The organism is Alistipes putredinis DSM 17216 (genome assembly GCF_000154465.1).
GTDB classification, from domain to species: Bacteria; Bacteroidota; Bacteroidia; order Bacteroidales; family Rikenellaceae; genus Alistipes; species Alistipes putredinis.
On sequence record NZ_DS499577.1, the window covers coordinates 834,320 to 859,179 of the forward strand.

Below are 24,860 nucleotides of genomic sequence, written 5' to 3' on the forward strand. Positions count from 1 at the left end.
TTTCGCTTCTAACGTGCAAAAATACATTTTTTCTTTGAATAATGCCAATATCTGCCGAGAATTGTAGAGCCGCCACGAAGAAAAAAGATGAATTTCACCGGATGATGACCGCATTGACCAGTCGGATTTTCGAGCGGCGGTTGATTTCGGCGCCCAAGGCTTCGCGCTGGTAGAAAAGTTCGTTGCGCAGAATGCTCGAACGGATGCGGACGTGCAGAATGTGATTTTCGAGCCGCAGCTCGGTGGTTTCGGCGTCGGCTGCCGGACCGACGATCTCGCGCCAGGTGTCGCGCAGCCGTCCTTCGGCGACTTTGGCGGCGACGTAAGGACGCTGGAAAAATTCGTCGAGCAGTTCGCCGACGGTGACCGTCTTGCTTCGTTTCATCGCACGATTCCTCCGTTTTCGACCGTGAAGAGCGAGTAGTCGTCACCTGTTTTGTCCAGAATGGTGCGCAGACGCGTCGGGTTGCAGTCGGTGATGAAGATCTGTCCGAAACCGTCGTCCCCGACCAGCCGGATGAGCTGTTCGACCCGCCCGGCGTCGAGTTTGTCGAAGAGGTCGTCCAGCAGCAGGATCGGTTTTTCCCCTTTGGCTTGGGCGACCAGGGCATATTGGGCGAGTTTGAGAGCGATCAGAAACGATTTTTGCTGTCCCTGCGAACCGTATTTGCGCAGGGGATAGCCGCCGATGTGGAGTACCAGGTCGTCGCGGTGGATGCCCGCAGTGGTGAATCCGTTGACGAAATCCTTTTCCCGGGACTTGAGCAGCAACTCTTCGAAGGGGGTGTCGTTCAGCTCCGAGCGGTATTCGAGCGTCACCTGTTCGCGGTCGCTGGAGAGGTGGCGGTAGTATCGGGCGACTTCGGGTTCGAGCAGAGCTGCGATTTCGCTGCGTTTGCGGTGGATGATGCCTCCCTGTTCGACCAGCTGACGGTCGTATATGCAGAGCATCTGTTCGTCCCGCGAGATTTTGAGCAGGCGGTTGCGTTCGCCCAATACGGCGTTGTAGCGTACCAGAGCCTGCAGATAAGCACGGTCCAACTGGGAGATAAAACCGTTCAGGTAGCGGCGGCGTTCGTCGGCGGCATCGCTGATGAGCATCGTGTCGGCCGGGGAGACGATCACCACCGGGATCAATCCCACGTGGTCCGAGAGTCGTTCGTACTCCTTGCCGTTGCGCTTGAGGGTTTTGCCTCCTTTGCGGGCGAAGGCGCACACGACGCTCTCGCTGCGGCCTTCGTCGGTGAGGTACTGGCCGTCGAGCAGGAAGAAGTCGCTGCCGTGGCGCATGTTCTGCCCGTCGGTCATCGCCAGCGACGACTTGCACATCGAAAGGAAATAGACCGCGTCGATCACGTTGGTTTTGCCCGCTCCGTTGTCGCCCACGAAGCAGTTGATGCCGGGCCGGAATTCGAGATTCTCTTCCCGGATGTTCTTGAAATTGATGAGCGACAGTTTTTTCAGGTACATGAGTGCGTTTTTTCGTCGATGCCGGTATGAGCGGGGACGATTTCGTGTTTATGCGTGCGGTGTTCGTACATTTGGGTTTCGGTCCGGACAATACCTCATATGCGAGGCGAGTCGTGCAGGGTCTTTCTGCGGAGTTGGTACGCTATGTTCCCGACCGTGCATTGCTCCGAAGCGTGAATTTCTCCGTGATCGGATTCTCCTTGCGTCAGTTTGACGCGGCCACCTTCGTCGTCCGGGGCCGCAGCCATTTGCAAAGGTAGCGATTTTTTTGTTTTTGCCGATCGATATTTCCGGATTCCGCGAAGGAGGGGGGCATGCGGGGGCGGTCTTTCTTTCGGGCGATCCGACGAAAAAGGCCGATCTGTACGATCGGCCTTTTCGATTGAAACGGAGGCTGGGGATTACTCCTCTGCGGTTACCGTAAATTTGATCGTCGCTTTGACATCGCGGTGGATCTTGGCGACGGCCTCGTATTCGCCGAGGGTCTTGATGTTCTCCACGGCGATGGTCTTACGGTCGATTTCGATTCCTTTGGCAGCCAAAGCCTCGGCGAGGTCGGCAGCGGTGATCGCACCGAAGATGCGTCCCTCCTCTGCCTTGGCAGCGATTACCAGCGGCAGGTTGGCGATCTTCTCGGCCAGAGCCTGTGCGTCGGCCAGGATCTTGGCATCCTTGTGGGCACGCTGCTTGAGGTTCTCCGCGAGGATCTTCTTCGCGGCTGCGGTAGCTGCCTTCGCGTAACCCTGGGGGATCAGGTAGTTATTTGCGTAACCGGGTTTTACGTTCACGATGTCGTTGGCGTAACCCAGATTCTCGATATCCTTGATAAGAATTACTTCCATGTTCTCTCCTCCTCTTTATTATTTCATACAATCGGTTACGAAGGGCAGGATCGCGAGGTGGCGGGCACGTTTCACGGCCTGCGCTACCTTCTTCTGGAACTTCTGCGAAGTACCCGTCAGGCGGCGGGGCAGAATCTTGCCCTGCTCGTTGAGGAACTTCTTGAGGAACTCGCCGTCCTTGTAATCCACGTACTTGATGCCGAGTTTCTTGAAACGGCAGTACTTCTTTTTCTTGACGTCAACCGAAACGGGGTTGAGGTATCTGATTTCAGACTGGTTGTTGTTTTCCTGTGCCATGGTTTACTCCTCCTGCTTGTTAGAAAGTTTCGCACGACGTTTCTCCGAGTACTCTACGGCGAATTTGTCCTGCTTGAAAGTTAAGAAACGGATGATCCGCTCGTCGCGGCGATACTGCGTTTCGAGGGTGTTGACGATCGAGCCTTCACCGGTGAACTCAATCAGGAAGTAGAATCCGGTGGTCTTCTTCTGAATCGGGTAGGCGAGCTTCTTCAAGCCCCAGGCCTCGCTGTTCACAATCTGACCGCCGTTTTCGGTAATTACACCCTGGAATTTGTCAGCGACCTCCTTGACCTGTGCATCGGAAAGGACCGGCGTGACAATGAAAACGGTTTCGTAATTGTTCATAATCGTTTGTTAATTAGATTAATATGCATTTAGCGGATGCAAAGGTACAAAAAATAATGTAAAAATCGCCTTGCGAGGCCTCTTTTTTATTTATCGCCGACAGGATCTATTTATATCGGTATATTTTCGGTGCCGGTGCCGCCTGGCTGTTTGCCGACTGGGGTTGTCGGGGGCCGGGGCGTTCGGTCGGAAGGAGGGCGGAGCGTGCCGTTTGCCCGGTGTGTCCGGTGCGAGCCGAGTTTTGCGCGGACTCCGGGGCGAATTTTGTTCCGGAAGGAGGATGAAACAACGGGATTCCTGTCGAAGGAATCCCGTGAAATAGATGTGTATGAGGTCGGAGTTACTTCCGAATGGAATCGATGACCTGACAGATGCGGTCGAAGACTTCATCCATGGTGCCCAGACCGTTGATGTCGGCGAATTTTCCCTGTTTGGCGTAAAAGTCCGCGACGATGGCCGTCTGTTCGTGATATACTTTGATACGGTCGCGGATCACCTCCTCCGAAGCGTCGTCCGCTCGCCCGGACTCTTTGCCCCGGAGCAGGATGCGTTTTACCAGCTCCTCTTCGGGAACGTCCATGTAGATCATGACATCGACCTTCAACCCCTGTTCGGACAGCATCCGGTCGAACTCCTCGGCCTGGTGCGTCGTACGGGGAAAGCCGTCGAAAATGTTGCCTTTCGCGTGTTTGTGCGCCGCGATATAGTCGGCGATCATGTCGATCACCACCTGGTCGGGAGCGAGTCTGCCCGTGGTGATATAGGACTCCATCTCTTTGCCGAGTTTCGTCCCCCGGGCGATTTCTTCCCGAATTACGTTACCGGTCGATACGTGATCGATTCCGTATTTCTCTTTGAGCCGCGCCGCCTGCGTTCCCTTGCCGCATCCCGGGGCCCCGAATAAAACAATGTTCAGCATCGGTTAAGAATTTTTTAACGCTAACAAATATAATCTTTTTTTGTCAAAACGACAAAGTTTCGGTATCTTTGTAAGATATAGCGCAGATTTTTCGAATTTCGCTGCGACGATAACCCGCACGGGAAGAGAATCCGTATGCGGGAGGTACATACGACTGTAAACAATATTCCTATGGCTGATAAAAAACCTACCGAGATCGCCTCGCTCGGCGAATTCGGGCTGATCGACCACCTGACGGATTCTTTTTCCGTGCGCAATGCCTCGACGCTTCGGGGGGTGGGCGACGATGCCGCCGTGATTGCGGCGGGGGCCGACGAAGTGACACTCTGTACCACCGATCTGCTGCTCGAAGGGGTCGATTTCGATCTGACCTATTTCCCTCTTAAGCACTTGGGGTACAAGGCTGTTGTTGTGGCTGTCAGTGACTTGCTGGCGATGAACGGGCGTCCCGAGCAGTTGCTTGTGTCGCTCGGGGTATCGTCCAAGATTTCGGTGGAGGCGTTGGACGACCTGTATGCGGGGATTCGATTCGCTTGCGAGGAGATGGAGGTCGATCTGGTCGGCGGCGATACGAAGGCTTCGGTGACCGGGCTGGCTATTCACGTGACGGCGCTCGGACGGGCCCGCAAGGAGGAGGTGGTTTATCGCGGCGGCGCCAAGCTTCACGACCTGATCTGTATTACGGGCAACCTGGGGGCAGCCTACATGGGACTGCAACTGCTCGAACGCGAGAAGCGGGTGTTGCGGGGGGTGAAAGATCCCGAACCCGAGTTCAAAGGAAACGAATATCTGTTGCAACGCTACCTCAAGCCTGCCGCCCGCAAGGATATCGTCGAGCTGTTGGCCGAGGAGAAGATCGTCCCTACGTCGATGATCGACCTTTCGGACGGTTTGGCGAGCGACCTGCTTCAGATTTGTAAAGCCTCGAAATGCGGAGCCCGCATTTACCTCGACCGGATCCCTATCGCCCGTCAGACGACGGCTTTCGCTGAGGAGATTCATACCGATCCCGTCGTGGCGGCGCTCAACGGCGGCGAAGATTACGAGTTGCTGTTCACCGTGCCGCTGGCCCTGCAAGAGCGGGTGATGCGCATGGGCGGGGTCGATGTGATCGGACATATTACGGCGGAAAATACGGGAGCCTATCTCGTAACGCCCGACGGCGGCGAGATCCGGCTCAAAGCCCAGGGATTTCGGGATAAGGAGTAGGGCTATTTCCGCAGGCCCAGATGCGACAACAGGGACCGGAAGCCCGTTTTGATGCGGCGAGGCAGATTGACGCCCTGCCGCAGCATGACGGCTCCGCACAGAATTTGGGGATTCCATTGGCGCAGTTCGGCATAGCGGACCAGTACGACCGAGAGGGCCGGAGGCGGAAGGTTGTCCAGATGTTTGAAAACCTCTACACAGTCGTTGCGTGTCAGGTGGCGGCAAAACCGGATGCGGTTGATGTCGATCAGTGCGAATCGGTATTTTTCGCCGGATTTGTAAAAGAATACGTTGCCTGGGTTCATGTCGAGGTTGAACACTCCCTTTTCGTGCATTTCGACGATGAAAGCCGCGAAATCCTCCAGAATTTTGCGGGATTCTTCATCTCCTTCCTGCAGGGTATTCAGCAACGGGTGGGCGATGAATTCCGAAAGAAAATACCCCGTGTGGAACAGACCGTGACGTGAGATTTCCAGGTAAGCGACCGGGGCGGCGGTTTCGAATCCCAACTGTTGTAACCGCAAGGCGTATTCGTAGGCCCGACAGGCTTTGCTTTTGCGGAAAAGAGTGTAGGCGAATTGGTTGAGGCGGGTCGGGCGTTTATACTGTTTCAGGACGAAAATCCGACCTCCTGCCAGCTCGATTTTGCGGACCATATTACGCCGGTCGCAGTAAGTTTCCAGGATGCGATAGTCGCCCGCAGGGATTTTTCGGATCTCTTGCTGCAAGTATGCGTATGTCGGCGACAGGACGATTTTCGGATTTTGAAACATACGTCAAAGTTCGGGGTAAAGCATCGCCGGAGCAAGGCCCAAAATGCAGTAAAGCTATTCAAAAAGTAGGATTTCCGTAAAGCGATACAAATAACGAAGAGCCGTCAAATTTTGACGGCTCTTAAATTTAAGCATTGGATAACAGTCCCTTACAAGGCGTTTACATGCATCTGCAACGAACTTTTCAGGTTGCCGGCTTTGTTCTTGTGCACGATATTGTGCTTGGCCAGCTTGTCCAGCATCGAAGTAACCTTCGGGAGAAGTGCCTCGGCCGCACTCTTGTCCGTCGTGTTGCGGAGTGCTTTCACGGCGTTTCGTGCCGTCTTGTGGAAAAGACGGTTGTGTGCGCGCTTGGCTACAGTCTGACGAATTCTCTTCTCGGATGACTTATGGTTTGCCATAATCGTTAATTTTTATTTTTAATTTTTTTCGTTCTTTAGTTTTACGGCGACATATGTTGAAATGACGCCTTGTTCGTGACGGCCTTGGCCGCCTGCGGAATAGGCCGAAACCCGCTTCCTTCGTTGTAGTTTCCCCGTCAGCGCCCTGAAAACACAACATACGGCCTTACCGGCCGTCGTTATGCGCTTAAAACGCTGTCGTGTAGCCCATAGCAGAGTCGAACTGCTCTTTCAAGAATGAAAATCTTGCGTCCTAACCGATAGACGAATGGGCCTCCTGTGCTATCCGTTTTCCCTCGATTGGGAAACCTTTAGCGGTGCAAAGGTAAACAAAAAAGTTTTCTATGCAAAAAAAATGTGGGAATATCTGTTTTTTTTCGATATGCGATATGAAAAAAACAGGAATATGCCGGCCGTCTATGAATTATTATATAATAAGGTAAGATAATATACGACTATATGACACCATTATCCGACGATCGCGGGATCTAATCCGAAGGTGTTTACTTGCGACCTGTTTCCACGTTTATAATCCCTTTCCCTCGGAAGGTTGGGGGCCTGCGCTTCCAAAGAGGGATAATCACGCAAGGTAAGATTGATGTTGAGAACTTTTTTAGGCCGAAAGGAGCGTACTTTGACATTGTAAGAATGGAATAACGGGAGATTTTAAGCCGGTTTTTTGCCGAAGAGTGAAAAAATATTTGCTTTTCATTTTTTTGTAAGGCAAAAGTTCGTATATTTGCACTCCGAAAGAGTTCGGGGTGTAGCTCAGCCCGGTTTAGAGTACGCGTCTGGGGGGCGTGTGGTCGCAAGTTCGAATCTTGTCACCCCGACTGATGAAAAGGCTTGGTAATCTGATGATTGCCGAGCCTTTTTCGTTTATGTGCTCCGAGCGGAAGTAGGGGGCGCTGGGGACGCGAAAAGCCAATCGAGAAGTCTGCCAAAATTCAATAAAATGACGATTCCGGCTTTTTATCGGGGCCAGTTTTCAAAGCGGGCGATATTTGTCGTATTCTTTATTTTCAAAGACGGTTATCGCGAAGGTATGGGGTTTATTCGGGGATTGTAGATCCCTGTTTCGGGGCTTGATGTCTTGGCAGAACTCCGGTATATTTCCCTTTTCGGGATGTACTCTGAATGATAAGTGCGTGGTAATTTGTGTATTATAAAAAAAGCCTTCCGAAGAAGGCCTTTTCGGGTGGAAGATGGGGCTCGAACCCACGACTTTCGGAACCACAATCCGACGCTCTAACCGACTGAGCTACATCCACCATATCGGTCGATACCGAAGATCAACCGGAGTGCAAAGATAATAGGTTTTTTTCGTCCGTGCAAAAAAACGGCGAAATTCTTTTCGGATTCTGTGCGTACGGCCCTCTCTGGCGGTATCGACGAGGCGGAAACGTACGGTGTCAGGATGATGTATCTGCCGTTTTGTCAAAATGACAGTCTTGTTGCCCGATTTGTCAGACTTTTCTGTCAAAAATCGTTTGGCATATCTCTTGTTGGAGTTATCGTCGCAAATGCGAAGTTGAAAAACTGTTAAATATAACTTATAACAATTAAAATCATACCACTATGAACGTAAAACCATTATCAGACCGCGTGTTGATCCTGCCCAACCCGGCGGAAGAGAAAACGGCCGGAGGTTTGATCATTCCCGATACGGCGAAGGAGAAACCGCTGGCAGGCAAAGTAATCGCCGTTGGTCCCGGTACTTCGGAAATCAAGATGGAAGTCAAAGTCGGCGATCAGGTGCTTTACGGCAAGTATGCCGGTCAGGAGATCAACGTCGATGGCACGGATTACCTGATTATGAAGCAGCAGGATATTCTGGCTATCATTTAATTAGTTCGGTTGGATTAAAAAAATTACGATTATGGCAAAAGAGATAAAATACAACGTGGAAGCCCGTGAGCTTCTCAAGGAGGGCGTGGACGCTTTGTCGAACGCTGTGAAGGTAACGCTCGGTCCCAAAGGACGCAACGTAATCATCGACAAGAAGTTCGGTGCTCCCCAGGTGACCAAGGACGGTGTGACCGTCGCCAAGGAGGTGGAGCTGGAGGACGCGATTCCCAACATGGGCGCCCAGATGGTCAAGGAGGTCGCTTCGAAGACCAACGACGATGCCGGCGACGGCACGACGACCGCAACCGTGCTGGCGCAGGCGATGATCGGCGTGGGACTGAAGAACGTGACCGCCGGAGCCAATCCGATGGACCTCAAACGCGGTATCGACAAGGCTGTCGGTGTGGTCGTGGATTCACTCAAGAAGCAGAGCCAGACCGTAGGCACCGATTTCGCGAAGATCGAGCAGGTCGCTACGATTTCCGCCAATAACGACGGTACCATCGGCAAGCTGATCGCCGAGGCGATGGGCAAGGTCAATAAGGAGGGTGTCATCACCGTCGAGGAGGCCAAGGGTACCGAAACCCATGTGGATGTGGTCGAGGGTATGCAGTTCGACCGTGGCTATATCTCGGCCTACTTCATCACCGATACCGAGAAGATGGAGGCGCAGTTGGACAAACCCTATATCCTGATTACCGATAAGAAGATCTCGACGATGAAGGAGCTGATGGGTGTGCTCGAGCCGGTGGCTCAGAGCGGACGCTCGCTGCTGATTATCGCCGAAGATGTGGATGGCGAGGCACTTTCCGCACTGGTTGTCAATAAGCTGCGCGGTACGTTGAAGATCGCCGCTTGCAAGGCTCCGGGCTTCGGCGACCGCCGCAAGGAGATGCTCGAAGATATCGCCGTGCTGACGGGTGCCACGGTCATTTCGACCGACAAGGGTATGAAGATCGAGGACGCGAACCTCTCGGTGCTGGGTACGGCGGAGAAGGTTACGCTCAACAAGGAGAATACGACGATTGTCGATGGCGCCGGTTCGAAGGACGCTATCGCTGCCCGTGTGGCGCAGATCCGCGCCGGTATCGAAGCCGCTACGTCGGATTACGACAAGGAGAAACTTCAGGAACGTTTGGCTAAACTGGCCGGCGGTGTGGCTGTGCTGTACGTCGGCGCTGCGACCGAGGTCGAGATGAAAGAGAAGAAAGACCGTGTGGACGATGCGTTGGCTGCGACCCGTGCTGCCGTCGAGGAAGGTATCGTGCCGGGCGGCGGTGTCGCTTACATCCGTGCGGTGGAGGCTTTGGAGACGCTCAAGGGCGACAACGAAGACCAGACGACCGGTATCCAGATCGTAAAACGCGCTATCGAAGAGCCGCTGCGTCAGATCGTGACGAATGCCGGCGGCGAGGGTTCGGTGGTTGTCAATAAGGTGAAGGAGGGCAAAGGCGCCTTCGGTTACAACGCCCGCGACGACCGTTATGAGGACCTGCTCAAAGCGGGTATCATCGACCCGACCAAGGTTTCGCGTGTGGCGTTGGAGAATGCGGCTTCGATCGCTTCGATGTTCCTTACCACGGAGTGTGTATTGGCCGAGAAGAAGTCGGACGCTCCCGCAATGCCTGCGATGCCGGGCGGCGGCATGGGCGGTATGATGTAGTCCATCGCTTCTCTTATGAAAAGTTCCCGGAATCGCAAATGCGATTCCGGGAACTTTTTTATTCCGGGCTGTCGTGTATGAAGTCCGGAGAGCCGTTTTCAGGGCGGCGGGCGTTCTGCGGTTCATACGAATACGACGCTGCCTGCTGTTGGAAAGACATACGGAAAGGGCTCGGGGAAATTCCGATGGCTTTTCATACACGACTGATGCGGTCGTGATCCGTAGCTTGTCTGCCGGAAAACGGAGGGAATGTGGAACTTTTTATTTCCGGGAGCGTCAGAGGCCGCCGTCGGCCACCCACGAACCGGTGGGGTTGTCATTGCGCAGAGCGAGCACTATTTTTTCGATGCGGCCGTCGGACATTTTCACTCGGCAGGGAACGAATACTCCCGCGTACTGTCCCGAACGGAAGGCCGGCTGGGTTTCGAGGAGGCGGCAGCCTGCATATCGTTCCTTCATAAGGTCGAGCGGATAGAAAACGAGTCCTTCGGCGAGTATTTCCGTATCCCACGTCTGCATGGCGGCGAAGAGTGTGCGGGCCGCCTCTTCCGGTGCGATGGCTGCGAAGTGTACGCCGCCGACCGGTTTGGTGAGGTCGATCCATTCGATGCCGTCGTAAGCCCGAAAGAGGGTATCGGACAACGGTATGTCGTAAACGATGCGTTGCAATTCGGCGATGGTTACGGGCGTTTTCCCGTCGGTCTGCTCGATTTTCAGCCCGATAAGCCGTCCGGTCGTCCGATCGAAGCGGTATTCGCGCCGGGTGTCGGATTCGTCGATCGAGGTCCCCGACAGGTAGTCGTTGCTGAAATCCCCTTCGGCCGGTGCTTCGACGGTCAGCGTGATCGTTTCCGGTCCGACTTGCTTGCTGTAACTTGCGTTCCGGCGCTCGGCGAAGTTGAGCTCTTCCCGCAGCAGCAGGGTGTAGGGGTCGAGCAGGGTGGCGAAATCTTCGATTGCGCCGCTACCGGGACGCATGATGAAGCCCGAGTTTATCTCAGGACTCCACATCAGGATCCGTTCCCCGTCGCTCAGGGCGATCCGTCCTGCTTTTTCCAGCCGCCAGCGGCCTGAACCCGGTTCCACCCACATACGGTGGGGAACAAAGGGGACTTCGGCATCGATGTAGCTGAAATTTTCCTGGGGAAGAGTGCGGACATTCATTTCGAGGCGGAACGAACGGCTTTTGTCGAGTTGAGCGGCAGCATCGCGGAAGATACGTCCTGCGGCGTGGGCCCGGTAGCGGCCGACGGGATCGAAGACGAGCAGTACGAGGGCGATGAGGGCTGCGGCGCTCAACGTCGCGGACAGCGGCCGGAGCCACAATTGCCGAGGCCGTGCCGGAGCGGTCGTTCGTGCGGTTGCCGGCGTATTTTCGGCTTGTGCGGCGGTTTTCAGAATGCGGGCTTTCAGACCGGCCGGAGCCTGCACTTCGACGCGGGGAGCGACGGTGTTGAAGGCTGCTTTCGTTTGGCGGTAGAATTCGGCGCAGGCGGGACATGTTTCGAGATGTTCCAACATTTCGCGGCGAACCTCTGCGGGGGTATTGTCATCGAACAGCAGTTCGATTCGGTTTTCAAAATCGGTGCATTTCATGGCGGATGATTTTTAGTGGTTTATGAGTTTGCGGAGCTTGCCGATCCCGTAACGGAAACGGGATTTGACGGTCGCCTCGGTGCTGCCGGTGAGCTCGGCGATCCGGGCGAAAGTCAGGGAGTCGGAGGTTTTCAGGCGGATCACTTCGGCCTGTTCTTCCGGGAGGGTTGCGAGCAGCCCGGCGATTCGTTCGTATTCTTCGCGGAGTTCCTGATCGCCGGAGTCGTCCGCAAGTGCGGCGGCCCGTTCGGTCGGCAGCGTCGCATTGCGCCGGTGGCGGTGGTAGTCGCAGCAGCGGTTGGCGATCGCCCGCCAGAGGTAGCGCTCCACGTCGTCGATGCGGTCGAGGTTGCAATCCGAGTGGAAGAGCCGCAGCAGGACGTCCTGCACGATGTCTTCCGCATCGGCCTGCGATCCCGTGCGGAAATAGGCGAAGCGGTAAAGGGAATCCTGTCGCCGATCGACGATCCGCTCGAGGAGTTTCAGTTTCGTTTCTTGCATATTCTGTCTGTTTTAACGACGCGTCTATTCATAAGACGTACCCGCTGCGAAAAAGATTTAACCGAAGCGTAAAAAAACGGCGTATGCCGATATATTTTTGTTTGCCGGCGTCGGATGGAAGGGTTTGCTGCGGATTTTGCGGAACGGGAATTTCCATAAAGGATATGGCAACCCGTTACGGAAGGATTTCCGATGGCGAAATGCCTGCACTGTAGGTTTCGACGGGAAATCCATTGCCCGGCTCTGCAGGTCGGTAAAGTTCGTACTCTCTTGCGTGAGAGAAAATCAGCCTTGTAAAGGTATTGACAGACCGGGAATAGCGGCGGTCGGATCGTTCGATTCGTGAAAATGATCGTGTGCCGACGTATCTGTTATTTGTCCAGCAGGATACGAGCCTGTGCGAGTGCGGCTTCCGTGATTTGGCTGCCCGATAGCATTTTGGCGATTTCGGTAATCCGCTCCTCCGGGTCGAGGCGGCGGATATGGGATCCTTCGGCGTCTTTGTAAACCACGAAGTGAGTGTCGCCCTTCGAAGCGACCTGCGGCAGATGGGTGATGTCCACGACCTGCATGGTCTGCGAGAGGTCGGCGATGATTTCGCCCATGGTGTCGGCGATGCGGCCTGAATGCAACGTCGAAGCAACATTCGGCTTCGCAGCGTGTTCGGGGGTGTTGTACTTATAACCCTTTGATATATATCGGCTATTTATCTCGCTACTCTCCTTCCATACATTTCGTTTTATCCCCCGCAAAAGGGGGCAGGCCGTTTTTTCGCAAGTAAGTTTTTGCCCCTTTGTGGTTCGCACAGGGCGGGTAAGCCTATTTGCGGCCGGCGACGGCTGCCACCGAGAGCAGGATGCCGAGCATCACCCCGAGCAACGCCGCGAACAGCACCTGGTATTGGGGGGCGAGCAGGAAGGTGATCGTGTGGGCGGGAATCCAGAAGAACGGGATTGTCTTCTTGAATACGAATCCCCACTGCACCTCCCAGTTGAGCGACGAGATGATCCGCCGCATGGGAATCGGGCGGACGAGAGCCCGCAGCGAACCGCCGTTGTTCAGGATGTGCGTGTCGGTGATCTTGTGCAGGGTCATGAATACGGGGGCGAAGGTGGTGTTCATGGTGAGGCTGATGAGCAGTGCGCCGATGAATTTCAGCGGGGTCAGCTCTCCCTTCATGGCTGCGGCTACCCCCTCGATGCCGAAACTCTCCGCCACGGCCGGCACGCCGATCGATAGCGTCTTCATCATAGCGGCGATCCAGACGCCCAGGAAGCCCCACACCACGGCGCGGGGCAGGATACCGAATCCCGGCTCGTTGTAGCGACCGGTCTTGATGCGCAACCCGATCACCTCGCCGGCAGTCGATAGGATGCCGAATTTGAGCAGGGCCATCAGGTAGGGGTGAGATGCATTGCAGGCCAGGTAGGCTGCGTAGAGATCGTTCGAAAGGAAGAAGGGAGCGAGCAGCAGTACGACGGCTCCGATGAATGCGAGGTCTTTAAGTTTCATGGATTCTTTTGTGTGACGGGTGCTTATGGTTTGAGCAGGATACGAGCCTGTGCGAGTGCGGCTTCCGTGATTTGGCTGCCCGATAGCATTTTGGCGATTTCGGTAATCCGCTCCTCCGGGTCGAGGCGGCGGATATGGGATCCTTCGGCGTCTTTGTAAACCACGAAGTGAGTGTCGCCTTTCGAAGCGACCTGCGGCAGGTGGGTGATGTCCACGACCTGCATGGTCTGCGAGAGGTCGGCGATGATCTCGCCCATGGCGTCGGCGATGCGGCCTGAAACGCCCGTGTCTATCTCGTCGAAGATGATCGTCGGCAGCTCCATGCGGTGAGCGAGCAACGCTTTGAGAGCCAGCATTACGCGTGAAATTTCACCGCCTGAGGCGATGCGTTCCACTTTTTGAGGAGCGAAATTTCCGTTGGCTGTGAACAGAAAATCTATTTCGTCGTCACCCGTGGGGGTCAAGGCCGGTGCGGGGGTGAGCTGTACGACGAAACGGGCTTCGGGCATGCCGAGCCGTGCGAGGGTCGTCTGAATCGCATCGTTGAACGTCGGTGCGGCCTTTTCGCGGGTGGCGTGGATGTTCCGGGCCAGCTCTTCGGCCTTCTCTTCGGTGGCGGTCAGTTCGGTCGCAACGGCGGCGATGGCTTCGTCGCCGTGCGTGATCGCTTGCAGGCGTGCTTCGTAATCGGTCTGTTTGGCGAGGAGTTCGCCGAGATCCGCAGCACGGTGTTTCTGGCAGAGCGAGTAGATGGTGTTGAGTCGGTCGCCGATTTTTTGCAGCCGTTCGGGATCGGCGTCGAGCCGTTCGCTCTGTGCGGCGGCCGAGGCGCCGAGATCCTTCAGCTCTTCGAGCACGGAGCGGAGCCGTCCGGCGGCTTCCGCTGCGAAAGGATAGCCGGCTTCGAGGTGGCGGCAGGCCGTTTCGCTGGCCTTGAGTTGTACCAACACCCCGATTTGTTCGTCGTCCAGGGCATTGCGCAGCGCCGTGAGGGTTTCGCTGATGCGGTCGGCGTTCGAAAGAACCTCCAGCTCCTGTTCCAGTTCGGTTTGTTCTCCTTCCTTCAGGTGGGCCGCTGCGAGTTCTTCGACCTGGTAGCGGAGCCACTCTTCGTCCTTGCGTCCGGCTTCGGCCTCTTCGCGCAGCCGTGCGAGTTCACGGCGCAGGTGGCAGAGCCGTTCGTAGAGGGTCGTATATTGCATCCGCAGGTCGTGGTTTTCGGCGACCGTATCGACGGCCTGCGTGCGGAAAGCCTCTGATCCCAGGATCAGATTCTGGTGTTGGGAGTGGATGTCGATCAGTTGCGATCCCAGTTCGCGCAGCAACGCAAGGGGAACGGGAGTGTCGTTGATGAACGAGCGGCTCTTGCCGGCCGGGGTGATCTGGCGCGTGAGTGTCGTTTCGCGGCTGTAATCCAGGTCGTTTCGGTCGAAGAATGCCTGCAGGTCCCTTGTTCCGAGATCGAAAACGCCTTCGATCAGGCAATTACGTTTGTCGTCTTTCAGGGTGGCGTTGTCGTTCTTGTTCCCCAGCAGGAGGCCCAGCGCGCCGAGCAGGATCGACTTTCCGGCGCCGGTTTCGCCCGTGATGATGTTCAGCCGGTCGTCCAGCTCCAGTTCGAGCCGGTCGATCAGGGCGTAGTTTTCGACTTTCAGACGACGTAGCATGGCTATTTCAGAATGGATTCGATTTTGTCGGCGATCTTCTCGGCCGTTTCGGCTTTCGAGAGCAGAGGAAGCTCCTCGCGTCCTGCGCGGTCGATGAGCGTCACCTTGTTGGTATCGACGCCGAATCCGGCCCCGGCGTCGCGCAGTGAGTTCAGAACGATGAAATCGAAGTTTTTGCGTTGGAGTTTCCCTTCGGCATTGGCCTCTTCGTGATCGGTTTCGAGGGCGAAGCCGACCAGGATCCGACCCGCTTTGTGCGCTCCCAGCTCGGCTGCGATGTCGTGCGTGCGTTTGAGGCGGATCGTCAGCTCGCCGTCCCCTTTCTTGAGTTTGGTCGGGGCGACCTCTTCGGGAGTATAGTCCGCGACGGCGGCGCACATGACGGCTCCGTCGGCTGTGGCGAACTCCCTCACCGAAGCCTCGTACATCTCCTGTGCCGAGAGGACATCGATACGTCGAACTCCGGTCGGGGTGGGCAGCGACGTGCGGCCGCTGATGAGTACGACTTCGGCGCCCCGCCGGGCGAGCGCTTCGGCGATGGCATACCCCATCTTGCCCGTCGAGTGGTTCGAGATGAACCGCACCGGATCGATGGCTTCGATGGTTGCGCCTGCGGTAACGATCAGCCGTTTACCTCGCAGGCTCTTTTTTTTTTCGGAAAGAAGGGCTTCGACGAATGCGACGATGTCGGTCGGTTCGGCCATGCGTCCCTTGCCCGAAAGTCCGCTCGCCAGCTCCCCTTCGGCCGGTTCGACGATCCGTACGCCTCGGCTGCGCAGAATCCGCAGATTCTCCTGTGTGGCCGAATGCGCGAACATGTCCAGGTCCATCGCCGGGGCGACCGCTACCGGGCAGCGGGCCGAAAGGTAGGTCGTCAGCAGCAGGTTGTCGGCGATGCCGTGTGCCATCTTGCCCAGCGTATTGGCCGTCGCGGGGGCGATGAGCAGGCAGTCCGCCCACTCGCCGAGCGAGACGTGGGAGTTCCACTCCCCGTTTTCCGGATTGAAGAATTCGACCAGGATGGGATGCTTCGAGAGCGTCGCCATGGTCAGCGGAGTGATGAACTGCTTGGCCAGCGGAGTCATTACGACTTTCACCTCGGCGCCTGCGCCTTTGAGCAGGCGGCAGAGTATGGCCGCTTTGTAGGCGGCGATGCTGCCTGTGATGCCGAGCAGGATATGTCGTCCTTCGAGGCTCATACCGCGATGTTTAGGCTTGCGGTTTGTTCTCCTTGTAGAAGAGTTCGCCGTCGAGGAACTCCTCGGTGGCGATCAGCACCGGTTTGGGCAGACGTTCGTAGTAACGCGAGATCTCGATCTGCTCGCGGTTTTCGAAAGTTTCCTCCATCGTGTCCGTCGGCGACGAAAAATCCGCCAGCTTGCGCGTGAGTTCGGCTTTCAGTTCGGTCGAAATCTGGTTGGCGCGGCGTGCGATGATATTGACCGTTTCGTAAATATTGCCGGTTTCCTTATCCAGATCGACCAGTTTACGGGTTACGGTGTTGGTGGGAGTGCTTTTCTTGATCTCCATGGAATTATTGTTTTTCTTTGTTGTTTCGGTCTAAAAAGTCTTTGGCGTTCTGGGCCAGCCGGTCGAGCTCCTTGAGGTAGTGCGATTCGGGAAATTCGGCCACGAACGAGTAATAGGAGTCGAGCGTCGAGAGGTAGCGGTCTGCCTGCTTGTCCTGCACGGAGTTGTCGGCCAGCTTGCTGCCGGATTTGACGATCAGGTACATGATCTCTTCGCGGTGGGAGCTGGTGGGATAGAGCTTCAGCGCGTTCTTGAGAGCTACGATCGCCGATTTGTAACGTCCGATTTTATAGTATGTGTAAGCGTTCAGGTAAGTTTTGTCGTGCAGCCGCTGGGTCAGGATCTTGTCCATCTCGCGGAATTCGTCGCTGCGGGAGCTGTTGGGGTAGTGGGCCAGGTATTCATTGACCGCCACGATAGCCTGTGTGGTCATCGTTTGGTCGCGGGTGGGGCCCGGTGCCAGGTAGAAGTAACTCAAGGCGAGAATTCCTTCGGCATCTTCGAGGAAAACGCTGCGTCCGAATTTGCGGCGGAAATCGTCGAGCATCGACGTGGCTACCTCGTAGTCGCGGGTCTTGAACTTGCAGAAAGCGGTCATGAAGGCGATACTGTCCTCCTGCATCGTTCCGGAGTAGTACGGTGCGGCCGCTTCGAACAGCATCGCGGCTTTCGACCACTTCTGGTTCTGGTAATGTTTCAGAGCGGTTTGGTACATGTGGTCGGGCCGACCGCTTTTCAGAACCTGCTGTACGCTATTGCAGCCCGCAGCGAGGATCGCAAAGCACACTGTGCACAAGACATATAGCCTTTCTTTTCTCATCGGGATCAGGTTTTTCCGTAATTATCCGGCGATAATCGCACAAAGTTACTCTTTATTTAACGAAATCCCAAATTTTTTAGTGTGGGCGCTGCGGAATCGATGCTATGCCGACGGTTTTTTGCGGAAAAACAACGGCGGGACGAATCGGGGTCCCGCCGTGATTTTCCGGTTGTTCCGTCAGGCGCGGTGTGCGATGAGCCATTCGGCGATCTGCACCGCGTTCAGTGCGGCACCCTTGCGGATCTGATCGCCGACGCACCAGAACGTGAGGCCGTTGGGCGAGGTGAGGTCGCGTCGGATGCGACCCACGTACACCGGGTTCCGACCGGCAGCGAACAGCGGCATCGGATAGACCTTGTCGCCCGGAGCGTCCTGCAGCACGACACCCGGGGCCGACGCGAAGGCGTCGCGTGCCTCTTCGGGCGAAATCGGGCGCTCCGTTTCCACCCAGATGCTTTCCGAGTGGGCCCGCATCACGGGTACGCGCACGCAGGTCGCGGAAACCACGATGTCCGAGTGCATGATCTTGCGGGTTTCGTGGTACATTTTCATCTCCTCCTTGGTGTAGTCGTTGTCGGTGAAGACGTCGATATGAGGTATCAGGTTGTAAGCCAGTTGATACGCAAATTTTTCCACACGGGGTTCGCCGCCTTTTGCCAGAGCCGCGTGCTGCTCTTCCAGTTCGGCCATCCCCTGTGCGCCGGCGCCGCTGGCCGACTGGTAGGTGGCTACGTGCACGCGGCGGATGTGCGAGAGTTTTTCGAGCGCGTTGAGTGCCACGACCATTTGAATCGTCGTGCAGTTGGGGTTGGCGATAATACGCCGGGGGGCGTTCAGGGCGTCTTCGGGGTTTACTTCGGGAACCACCAGGGGAACGTCTTCGTCCATGCGGAAAGCGCTCGAATTGTCGATCATCAGCGTGCCGTGCTTGGTGATCGTTTCGGCGAACTCCTTCGAGGTGGAGCCGCCCGCCGATACCAGCGCGATGTCCACGCCGCAGAAGTCGTCGTTGTGGGCGAGCAGCCGTACGGTGAGTTCCTTGCCCCGGAAGGGGTATTTGCGTCCGGCGCTCCGCTCCGAACCGAAAAGCAGCAATTCGTCGATGGGCAGACGGCTCTCTTCCAGAATGTTCATAAATTCCTGGCCAACGGCTCCGCTGGCCCCGACAATGGCTAATTTCATGGCTTTCTCAAAGGTGTTATAGGTTGTATTACTCAAAAAATTCGTCTTCTTCGTACCGGGTTGCACTGTCGTCCGTTTTCTCGGTTTCGTCGCAATCGTAAACCGGCATGACGGCCGGACGCGTGAAGAGATCCTGCTTGCTGATACCCGTCGAAGGGTCGGCGTAAATCCGGTTGAGGAATTCGCCCACGATCGGTAGGGCGATTACGCTGCCTTCGCCGCGCGATACCAGGCGCACTGCCTGATCCTCGCCGCCGACCCAGCAGCCGGCTACCAGTTTGGGAAGGACGCACATGAACCATGCGTCGCGGTTCTTCTGCGAGGTCCCCGTCTTGCCGCCGACTTCGACATTCTGCATGTTGTAGGCCCATCCCAGGCGTCCGCCCGTACCCGAACGGATCACTCCTTCGAGCATCGTGAGCATCGTGTAGGCCGTGTGTTCGCTGATCGCATCCTGCGTCCGGGGGGCGAAGCTGGCGATCAGGTTGCCCTGACGGTCTTCGATGCGGGTGACGAAGATCGGAGTGGTATAGACGCCTTCGTTGGCGAAGGTCGAGAAGGCGCTCACCATTTCATAGACGTTGGATTCCGAGGTTCCCAGGCAGAGCGCAGGCACAGGATCGATGTAGCTGTGGATGCCCATGTTGTGAATGAAGTTGGCCACGGCCTGCGGCTGCTTGGCCTGTTTCATGATCCACGCCGAATAGTTGTTGCGGCTGCGGGCCAGGCCCCAGCTCAGGGGGTGCAGCTCGCCGTTCTGTTCGACCTTGCCGGCCTCCTTGGGCGACCAGGGTACCCCGTTGGCGGTTTCGATCGTCACCGGCAGGTTCGGTACGGGCGTGCAGGGACTCAGTCCCAGGTGGTCGATGGCGAAGGTATAGACGAAGGGTTTGATCGTCGATCCGATCTGCCGCTTGCCCTGCTTGGCCATGTCGTATTTGAAGTAGCGGAAGTTGGGACCGCCCACGTAGGCCTTCACGTATCCTGAGCGGGGATCCATCGCCACGAACGAGGCGCGCATGATCCGCTTGTGGTGGAGGATCGAGTCCCGGGGCGTGAGTACCGTGTCGCGTTCTCCCTTGTAGGTGAAGATCTTCATCGGACAGGGCTTGTCGAAGCTCGCCAGGATGGTCTTTTCGTCCACGCCTGCCTTTTGCATCTGGTAGTAGCGGTCCGAGTAACGGATCGCGTTGCGCATGATGCGCTCACGCTCCTGTCTGTCTGCGTCGATGAAGAGCGTTTTGGTGCGTTTGAACTGTGCGTCCATCTGGGGCTGGATCACCGACTCCATCTGCTTTTGAATGGCCTGCTCGGCGTATTCCTGCATCCGGGAGTCGATCGTGGTGTAGATCTTCAGACCGTCGCGGTAGATGTCGTAGGGCGTGCCGTCGGCTTTGGTATTCTTCAGGCACCAGCCGTAGATCGGATTTTCGTCGTACTCCTTGACCGCCTGTTCGTAGTCCCAGTCGTTCTGGAACTGGCGGCGCTTGGGCCGTTCGGCGTTCATCGTCAGGCGGAGCATCTCCCGGAAATAGGTCGCCGGGCCTTCGTTGTGCGAGACCGGCTTGTAGTTGAGCAGGATCGGCAGGGCCGCGATCGAATCCCGCTGGTGGCGTGTGATGGCGCCTGCCGATGCCATGCGGTCGAGCACCAGGTTACGGCGTGCGAGGGCATTTTCCGGGTTACGGCGGGGGGAATACATCGTGGGACCCTTGACCAGTCCCGCCAGCAGGGCGGCTTCCTGGATGTTGAGTTCGTGGGGTTCCTTGTTGAAGAAGGTGTGGGCCGCCGATTTGATGCCGTAGGCGTTCGAGCCGAACTCCACGGTATTCAGGTACATGGCGGCGATCTCCTCCTTGGTGTAGTTGTATTCGAGTTTCAGGGCCGTGATCCACTCCTTGAGTTTGGATACGACCAGCTTGGTCGTGCGGGCGATCTTGCCCCGGTTCTCGTTGATGTCGCGGGGAAAGAGGTTTTTGGCTAATTGCTGGGTGATCGTACTGCCGCCGCCCTGCGAGGTGTTCTGCATCAGGACGGTCTTGACGCCTACGCGTACCAGCGACATCAGGTCGATGCCCGAGTGTCCCCGGTAACGAACGTCCTCGGTCGAGACCAGGGCCGCGATGATCGGCGGCACGTCGTATCCGTCGAGCCGGAGCAGCTGGGCGGAGTCGAGCGGGAAGAGTTCGTCGTACTGTACGTAGGAGCGGTTCTGCACGAAGAACGTGCCCAGTACCTTGCCGTCCGAAGAGAGAATCTCGGTGGCCAGGTTGCTCTTGGGGTTCTCCAGCTCCTCGAACGACGGCAGCCGCCCGAACAGGCCGGCGGCCGTGAGCAACAGCAGGAGCAGCAAGAGTGCGAAAGGGGCGAATACGATGCCCCAGAGCCATTTGACGGATTTGGGCAGCGGTTTATGCGGGGTCTGTTTTTTCATCGGTTCAATTCAATATGCCGCAAAGATAGTGAAAGGTGAGGGCAATTGTGAGAACTTGTTCTCGAAAATTGCCGAACCGCCTCCTATCTTCTGCAAAGATAGTGAAAGCCGAGAGAAAACGGGAGCTTGTTCCCAGTTTTCCGAGGCGCTTCCCATCTTCTGGAAAGATGGCGCAAGCCGAGGGCAAGGACAAATTTATTCGGTTATGCCTCGGCGAAGCCTGTCTAAATGAAAGCATTCGCTTTCGCAAAGGTATGAAAAATCTCGGATTATACGTTCCGGTTTTCTGCGGGTCGCTTGCTGATTTTATCGGTTCTGCCGCCCGGACGGATCAGAACGGCAGCTCCAGGCCGAAGCCGAACCAGCAGCTCCCCTCGCTGGGCTTGTAGAGCGAGAGCTTTACGGTCGCTGTGGCGGCTGCCGACATACGCAGGATGTTGAGGTCCAGAAGCAGGTCGCCGCCGTACGAGTAAATGTCGCGCCATGTTTTGCCCCGGCTGCCGAACTCCTGGAACCGAGCGTAGTCGGCCCCGACGTTCAGCCGGATGCGTTTGAAGTAGATCACGCCCGAAATTCCACCTTCGGGATAACAGAGCGGGAACTGATAATCAACGGAGCCGGCCAGGTAATTATTGCTCGAAATGTCGGACGAGGAGAAGCCCCGGGGCAGCAGCCGGGTCGATTTGTAGCCGAGGAATCGCAGACCCGACGGGAAGCGGTAGCCGCCGACGGAGGTTTGGTAGGCCGCCGCTACGGAGAGGGAGTTGTGGCGGAAGAACCCGGGGGTGTAGATCCGGGCGTAGGCCGATACGAGGTCGCTGAAGTTGCGGTTTTCGGGGTTGAGGTCGTACCCGGCCCAGAGCGTATAACCCCAAGGGGTCCCGACGTCGCGGTAGGCGGCGCGCACCACGTCCGAGAAGCCGATGCCCAGCGAGAGTTTGTGGAGTCCTTCGCGGTAGCCGAGCGTTTGCAGGTTGGCGATGCGTCCCTCTGCGTCGTAACGGATCGCATCCACGTCGGCCACCATTCCGTTCGAATACTCCCAGCCCGCCGAGAGCGAGAGCTGTCGGATATGACGCCCCCGGTCGAAATAGAGGGGCAGTGTGGCGCCGGCCGCCGCCGACCAATATTTGGCATGAGCCGGGGCCGGTTGGCGCTCGGCCTTGCCGTCGGCACCCCGCTGGGCGATGCCGTAGGTCATGCGGTCGCCGCCGTAGGTGGCCCGGGCTTCCAGTCGTACGCCGAGGCCGCTATACCGGATCGTACCTTTCAGCACATGGCCGTCGGACCGGCTCCAGCCCCACGATGCGAAGGCTTCGGTGCTCGACAGCAGATTTTGGGAGAGAACGGTGGCGCCCCACATGAGCCGGGGGTTGAACTCTTCGATGGTCTTGAACGGGTCGAACGATACGGGGGCCCAGCTGTGCGCCCGGAGCAGGTGCAATCCCTTGCGGTAGCGGCGTGCCGGATATTTGCGGTGCAGGGAGGCCGAGTCGGCGGGGGTATAGCGTACCGTGTCGAGATTGACCACGTTCCAGCGGCGGCGGGGCGGATTGACCAGATCGACGGGCAGTTGCGACGGGGCGACCGGAATCGGTTCGATGTTTTCCTGACGGGTGATGCGGTAGCCCTTTCGGTCGTAGGTGGTCGTCCAGACGGCTCCGCTGTCGGCGGGAGCCGGGGCGAAGCTGCCGTAGGTCGAAGTCGAAAGACGGTATTCGCGCCCTTCGCCGAGGTCGAAGCAGTGGGCTTCATCGCGGCCCGAGGCGATCGAGCCGTAGTAGAGCTTGCCGTCGGCGGCCCGCAGGTCGCTCAGCGTGATGTAGGCGCCTCGGGTGACAGCCTGCAAGCCCTCGCCGGGTTCGATCCGGCCGATCCACATGCCCGAATTGTCGGTGACGAGCGTGTAGAGCCGTTCGGTCGCATTGTCCCAGGCCAGTCCGTGCACTTCGGAGAAGCCCGGCATGGGCCAGGCGGTGCGCTGCCGCAGTGAATCTTCGGCGACGATCGTGTAGTGTCCGTCGGGCGTATATTCCACCCAGGCCAGGGCGCCGCTTCGCCCGATCGGGGTCGGGTAGAGGACATTGCGCAGTTTCGGTGCGTTGCGGGGGCGTTTTTTTCCGGGGGCGAGGACGACGAGCCGGGAATTGACCCGCTCGGGGAAGAGCAGCGAACGCCGGTATTCGGTCCACCAGACCCGTTGTCCGTCGGTTGTGGGGCGGCTCGAGACGAGTCCTGTCCAGGTGCGCCGCCTCTCGCGTCCCGTTCGGGAATCGACCGCAACGAGCCGCGAAGGGCGGTCGAAGTCCGTTTTCAGCGCTACGAGCGTCGTGTCGTTCAGGGACACGGGATGAGTATAGGTGGTGTAGTTTTTCTCCGGCAGCGGCGTGAGGGTACGGCCCGAATCCGTGACCTTCGGCAGCGAATCCCAGAAACGGTTCAGGTCGGCGAAGGCGTCCCGGAAGAGGATGCCCTCGCCCGTGCCGTAGAATTTGCGCAAGGCGACGCTGGTGCTGAAGGTCAGCATGTAGGCGTTGCGGACGCCGTAGCGCAGGGTCTTGTCCCAGATTCCGTCCCCATAGCGGTCGTAGCCGTAGGCGACCATCTGATAGCCCATTTGGTAGTGGTCGGGAACGAAATCGCGGAAGGAGCCGCAGAACCACTTGTCGCAGTTGCGCCTGCGGAGCACCTCGTAACCCAGGGCACGATATTCGATGGTGAAGCGCGGCTGGCGGCCCCGGCCGTAGGAGGACATCTCGGTTTCGTTCATCACCGCATCGCCTTCGAGCGCCCAGAGGGGCATGAAAAGCAGTCCGACGGTCGATCCTTGCTGCCCGATCAGGTAACTCAGGATGCGGATCAACCCCCGGTTGAGGTTGTTGTACTGAACGGCGTGGCGGTATTCGTGGGCTACGAGCTGCTTGACCCAGGGCATCGAGTAGCTATCGACGGAGGGCGTGGTGAGAAATTCGATGCGTTTGGGCATCCACATCACCAGACCGTTGGACTGGAAATTTTCGGTATGCAGCACGAAAGGGATTTTCAGCGGCGGGTGGCTGAAACCGTGTGTAATCGTGGGGCGTACCGCCTGGATATAATACAGGGTTCGGTGCGCCAGCGCCGATGCCGTGTCGGGAAAGACGACCCGTACGTCCTCGGTGCGCAGGTGTTTCCAGCGCAGCGCAGCCGCATCCGCACCCCACGAATAGTATTGGGCGCGAACGGATTTTCCTCCGATGAAGAGGAATCCCAGCAGGAACAGAATCGCTGCGAAACGGCGCATGGGAGCAGGCCGGGTCATCCGCCGGCCTTTTTGCATTTGTAACCCGCTTTGGCGAGGATTTCGACCACCCGGTCGCGGTGGTCGCCCTGGATGATGATTTCGCCGTCCTTGGCTGCCCCGCCCACGCCGCAGCGGGTTTTGAGCAGGCGGGCCAGTTCCCCCAGGTCGGCATCCGAGCCGACGAAACCTTTGACGAGCGTGACGGTCTTGCCGCCCCGCTGCTTGCGGTCGAGCCAGACGCGCAGGTCCTGTCGTTCGGGGGCGAGGGTTTCGATCTGCGGAGCCTCCTCGGTGTCGTATTTGAAATTCGGGTTGGTCGAATAGACCATTCCCAATCTCGCTTTCCAGTCGTTCGTCATGTGTGAAATATGCGGTCGTTGTTCTTTTTGCCGGAAAAGCTGGCACTTTTGCAACGAAATATTTTTGCAAATATAGTGTAAGCCGGGGGCTGCGCCAAATTTATTTGAGTCAGGACGGGCGCCGTTTGTTTTAGGTGTCGCCGTATCGATCGTCCGGAATGTCGGGGTGATTGGGTGGGCGCAGAAAAAACTCTTTCAATCATATT

The 24,860-nt window shown here is 57.2% G+C and carries 23 protein-coding genes, 3 tRNA genes and 1 pseudogene; 4 read left to right on the forward strand and 23 right to left on the reverse strand.

Going from position 1 to position 24,860, the window contains the following annotated elements; genetic code table 11:
- Window positions 1–94 precede the first annotated feature (94 nt).
- From ALIPUT_RS03925 to ALIPUT_RS03955, 7 genes are all read right to left on the reverse strand, one after another.
- Window positions 95–385, reverse strand: coding sequence for a DciA family protein (locus ALIPUT_RS03925; protein WP_004328423.1), 291 nt, complete (start codon window positions 383–385; stop codon window positions 95–97).
- Window positions 382–1,470 carry a DNA replication/repair protein RecF gene (recF, locus tag ALIPUT_RS03930; protein WP_004328424.1) on the reverse strand — a complete coding sequence of 363 codons (1,089 nt, stop codon included), beginning with the start codon at window positions 1,468–1,470 and terminating at the stop codon, window positions 382–384. The genes ALIPUT_RS03925 and recF overlap by 4 nt, the downstream gene beginning before the upstream one ends.
- Window positions 1,471–1,565: 95 nt before the next feature.
- Window positions 1,566–1,718: a hypothetical protein gene (locus ALIPUT_RS12725; RefSeq protein ID WP_155813744.1), complete on the reverse strand. Its 153-nt coding sequence runs from the start codon at window positions 1,716–1,718 to the stop codon at window positions 1,566–1,568.
- Between the two features lie 153 nt (window positions 1,719–1,871).
- Complete coding sequence (rplI, locus tag ALIPUT_RS03940) at window positions 1,872–2,312, reverse strand: 50S ribosomal protein L9 (protein ID WP_004328427.1); 441 nt, start codon at window positions 2,310–2,312, stop codon at window positions 1,872–1,874.
- A gap of 18 nt (window positions 2,313–2,330) precedes the next feature.
- A complete protein-coding gene (gene rpsR / locus ALIPUT_RS03945; protein WP_004328428.1) occupies window positions 2,331–2,609 on the reverse strand; it encodes a 30S ribosomal protein S18 in 279 nt (92 codons plus the stop codon).
- Between the two features lie 3 nt (window positions 2,610–2,612).
- On the reverse strand, window positions 2,613–2,957 hold the full coding sequence (gene rpsF, locus ALIPUT_RS03950) for a 30S ribosomal protein S6 (RefSeq protein ID WP_004328430.1): 345 nt from the start codon (window positions 2,955–2,957) through the stop codon (window positions 2,613–2,615).
- A 340-nt stretch (window positions 2,958–3,297) separates the two neighbouring features.
- Complete coding sequence (locus tag ALIPUT_RS03955) at window positions 3,298–3,876, reverse strand: adenylate kinase (protein ID WP_004328431.1); 579 nt, start codon at window positions 3,874–3,876, stop codon at window positions 3,298–3,300.
- 171 nt (window positions 3,877–4,047) lie between these two features.
- Here ALIPUT_RS03955 and thiL point away from each other — a divergent pair, with 171 nt between their 5' ends.
- On the forward strand, window positions 4,048–5,085 hold the full coding sequence (gene thiL, locus ALIPUT_RS03960; RefSeq protein WP_040293193.1) for a thiamine-phosphate kinase: 1,038 nt from the start codon (window positions 4,048–4,050) through the stop codon (window positions 5,083–5,085).
- Window positions 5,086–5,087: 2 nt separating this feature from the next.
- On the opposite strand, the gene ALIPUT_RS03965 is transcribed toward thiL, so the two are convergent.
- The 3 genes from ALIPUT_RS03965 to ALIPUT_RS03975 all read right to left on the reverse strand — a co-directional run bounded on the left by ALIPUT_RS03965 (window position 5,088) and on the right by ALIPUT_RS03975 (window position 6,534).
- Window positions 5,088–5,858, reverse strand: coding sequence for a lipopolysaccharide kinase InaA family protein (locus tag ALIPUT_RS03965; RefSeq protein WP_004328433.1), 771 nt, complete (start codon window positions 5,856–5,858; stop codon window positions 5,088–5,090).
- A gap of 149 nt (window positions 5,859–6,007) precedes the next feature.
- Window positions 6,008–6,259, reverse strand: a complete 252-nt coding sequence (rpsT, locus tag ALIPUT_RS03970) for a 30S ribosomal protein S20 (protein ID WP_004328434.1) — start codon at window positions 6,257–6,259, stop codon at window positions 6,008–6,010.
- Between the two features lie 203 nt (window positions 6,260–6,462).
- Window positions 6,463–6,534 (reverse strand) — tRNA-Glu (locus ALIPUT_RS03975).
- 482 nt (window positions 6,535–7,016) lie between these two features.
- On the opposite strand from ALIPUT_RS03975, the gene ALIPUT_RS03980 reads away from it, so the two are divergent.
- Window positions 7,017–7,092 (forward strand) — tRNA-Pro (locus tag ALIPUT_RS03980).
- Window positions 7,093–7,455: 363 nt separating this feature from the next.
- On the opposite strand, the gene ALIPUT_RS03985 is transcribed toward ALIPUT_RS03980, so the two are convergent.
- Window positions 7,456–7,531 (reverse strand) — tRNA-His (locus ALIPUT_RS03985).
- Window positions 7,532–7,837: 306 nt separating this feature from the next.
- Here ALIPUT_RS03985 and ALIPUT_RS03990 point away from each other — a divergent pair.
- Window positions 7,838–8,107, forward strand: a complete 270-nt coding sequence (locus ALIPUT_RS03990; RefSeq protein WP_004328438.1) for a co-chaperone GroES — start codon at window positions 7,838–7,840, stop codon at window positions 8,105–8,107.
- Window positions 8,108–8,138: 31 nt separating this feature from the next.
- A complete protein-coding gene (gene groL, locus ALIPUT_RS03995; RefSeq protein WP_004328439.1) occupies window positions 8,139–9,770 on the forward strand; it encodes a chaperonin GroEL in 1,632 nt (543 codons plus the stop codon).
- Between the two features lie 276 nt (window positions 9,771–10,046).
- Here the strand turns inward: groL and ALIPUT_RS04005 are convergent, their stop codons facing one another.
- The 12 genes and pseudogenes from ALIPUT_RS04005 to ALIPUT_RS04060 form a co-directional block, all read right to left on the reverse strand.
- On the reverse strand, window positions 10,047–11,366 hold the full coding sequence (locus tag ALIPUT_RS04005; protein ID WP_004328440.1) for a zf-HC2 domain-containing protein: 1,320 nt from the start codon (window positions 11,364–11,366) through the stop codon (window positions 10,047–10,049).
- 12 nt (window positions 11,367–11,378) lie between these two features.
- Complete coding sequence (locus ALIPUT_RS12075; protein WP_004328441.1) at window positions 11,379–11,867, reverse strand: RNA polymerase sigma factor; 489 nt, start codon at window positions 11,865–11,867, stop codon at window positions 11,379–11,381.
- Between the two features lie 371 nt (window positions 11,868–12,238).
- Window positions 12,239–12,493, reverse strand: a pseudogene (locus ALIPUT_RS04015) (DNA repair protein RecN); the annotation flags it as partial.
- Between the two features lie 193 nt (window positions 12,494–12,686).
- Window positions 12,687–13,379, reverse strand: coding sequence for an Mpv17/PMP22 family protein (locus ALIPUT_RS04020; RefSeq protein WP_004328444.1), 693 nt, complete (start codon window positions 13,377–13,379; stop codon window positions 12,687–12,689).
- 23 nt (window positions 13,380–13,402) lie between these two features.
- Window positions 13,403–15,046, reverse strand: a complete 1,644-nt coding sequence (gene recN, locus ALIPUT_RS04025; protein ID WP_004328445.1) for a DNA repair protein RecN — start codon at window positions 15,044–15,046, stop codon at window positions 13,403–13,405.
- 2 nt (window positions 15,047–15,048) lie between these two features.
- Window positions 15,049–16,245, reverse strand: a complete 1,197-nt coding sequence (gene coaBC, locus ALIPUT_RS04030) for a bifunctional phosphopantothenoylcysteine decarboxylase/phosphopantothenate--cysteine ligase CoaBC (protein ID WP_004328446.1) — start codon at window positions 16,243–16,245, stop codon at window positions 15,049–15,051.
- A 10-nt stretch (window positions 16,246–16,255) separates the two neighbouring features.
- Entirely contained in the window at window positions 16,256–16,576 is a 321-nt protein-coding gene (locus ALIPUT_RS04035; protein WP_004328447.1) for a DNA-directed RNA polymerase subunit omega, read from the reverse strand.
- Window positions 16,577–16,580: 4 nt separating this feature from the next.
- Entirely contained in the window at window positions 16,581–17,396 is an 816-nt protein-coding gene (locus ALIPUT_RS04040) for an outer membrane protein assembly factor BamD (RefSeq protein WP_004328448.1), read from the reverse strand.
- 177 nt (window positions 17,397–17,573) lie between these two features.
- Complete coding sequence (locus ALIPUT_RS04045; RefSeq protein ID WP_004328450.1) at window positions 17,574–18,578, reverse strand: aspartate-semialdehyde dehydrogenase; 1,005 nt, start codon at window positions 18,576–18,578, stop codon at window positions 17,574–17,576.
- A gap of 28 nt (window positions 18,579–18,606) precedes the next feature.
- Window positions 18,607–21,012, reverse strand: coding sequence for a transglycosylase domain-containing protein (locus tag ALIPUT_RS04050; RefSeq protein ID WP_004328451.1), 2,406 nt, complete (start codon window positions 21,010–21,012; stop codon window positions 18,607–18,609).
- Between the two features lie 331 nt (window positions 21,013–21,343).
- Window positions 21,344–24,313 carry a BamA/TamA family outer membrane protein gene (locus tag ALIPUT_RS04055; protein WP_004328452.1) on the reverse strand — a complete coding sequence of 990 codons (2,970 nt, stop codon included), beginning with the start codon at window positions 24,311–24,313 and terminating at the stop codon, window positions 21,344–21,346.
- Window positions 24,310–24,654, reverse strand: coding sequence for a translation initiation factor (locus tag ALIPUT_RS04060; protein ID WP_004328453.1), 345 nt, complete (start codon window positions 24,652–24,654; stop codon window positions 24,310–24,312). The genes ALIPUT_RS04055 and ALIPUT_RS04060 overlap by 4 nt, the downstream gene beginning before the upstream one ends.
- Window positions 24,655–24,860: the final 206 nt, after the last annotated feature.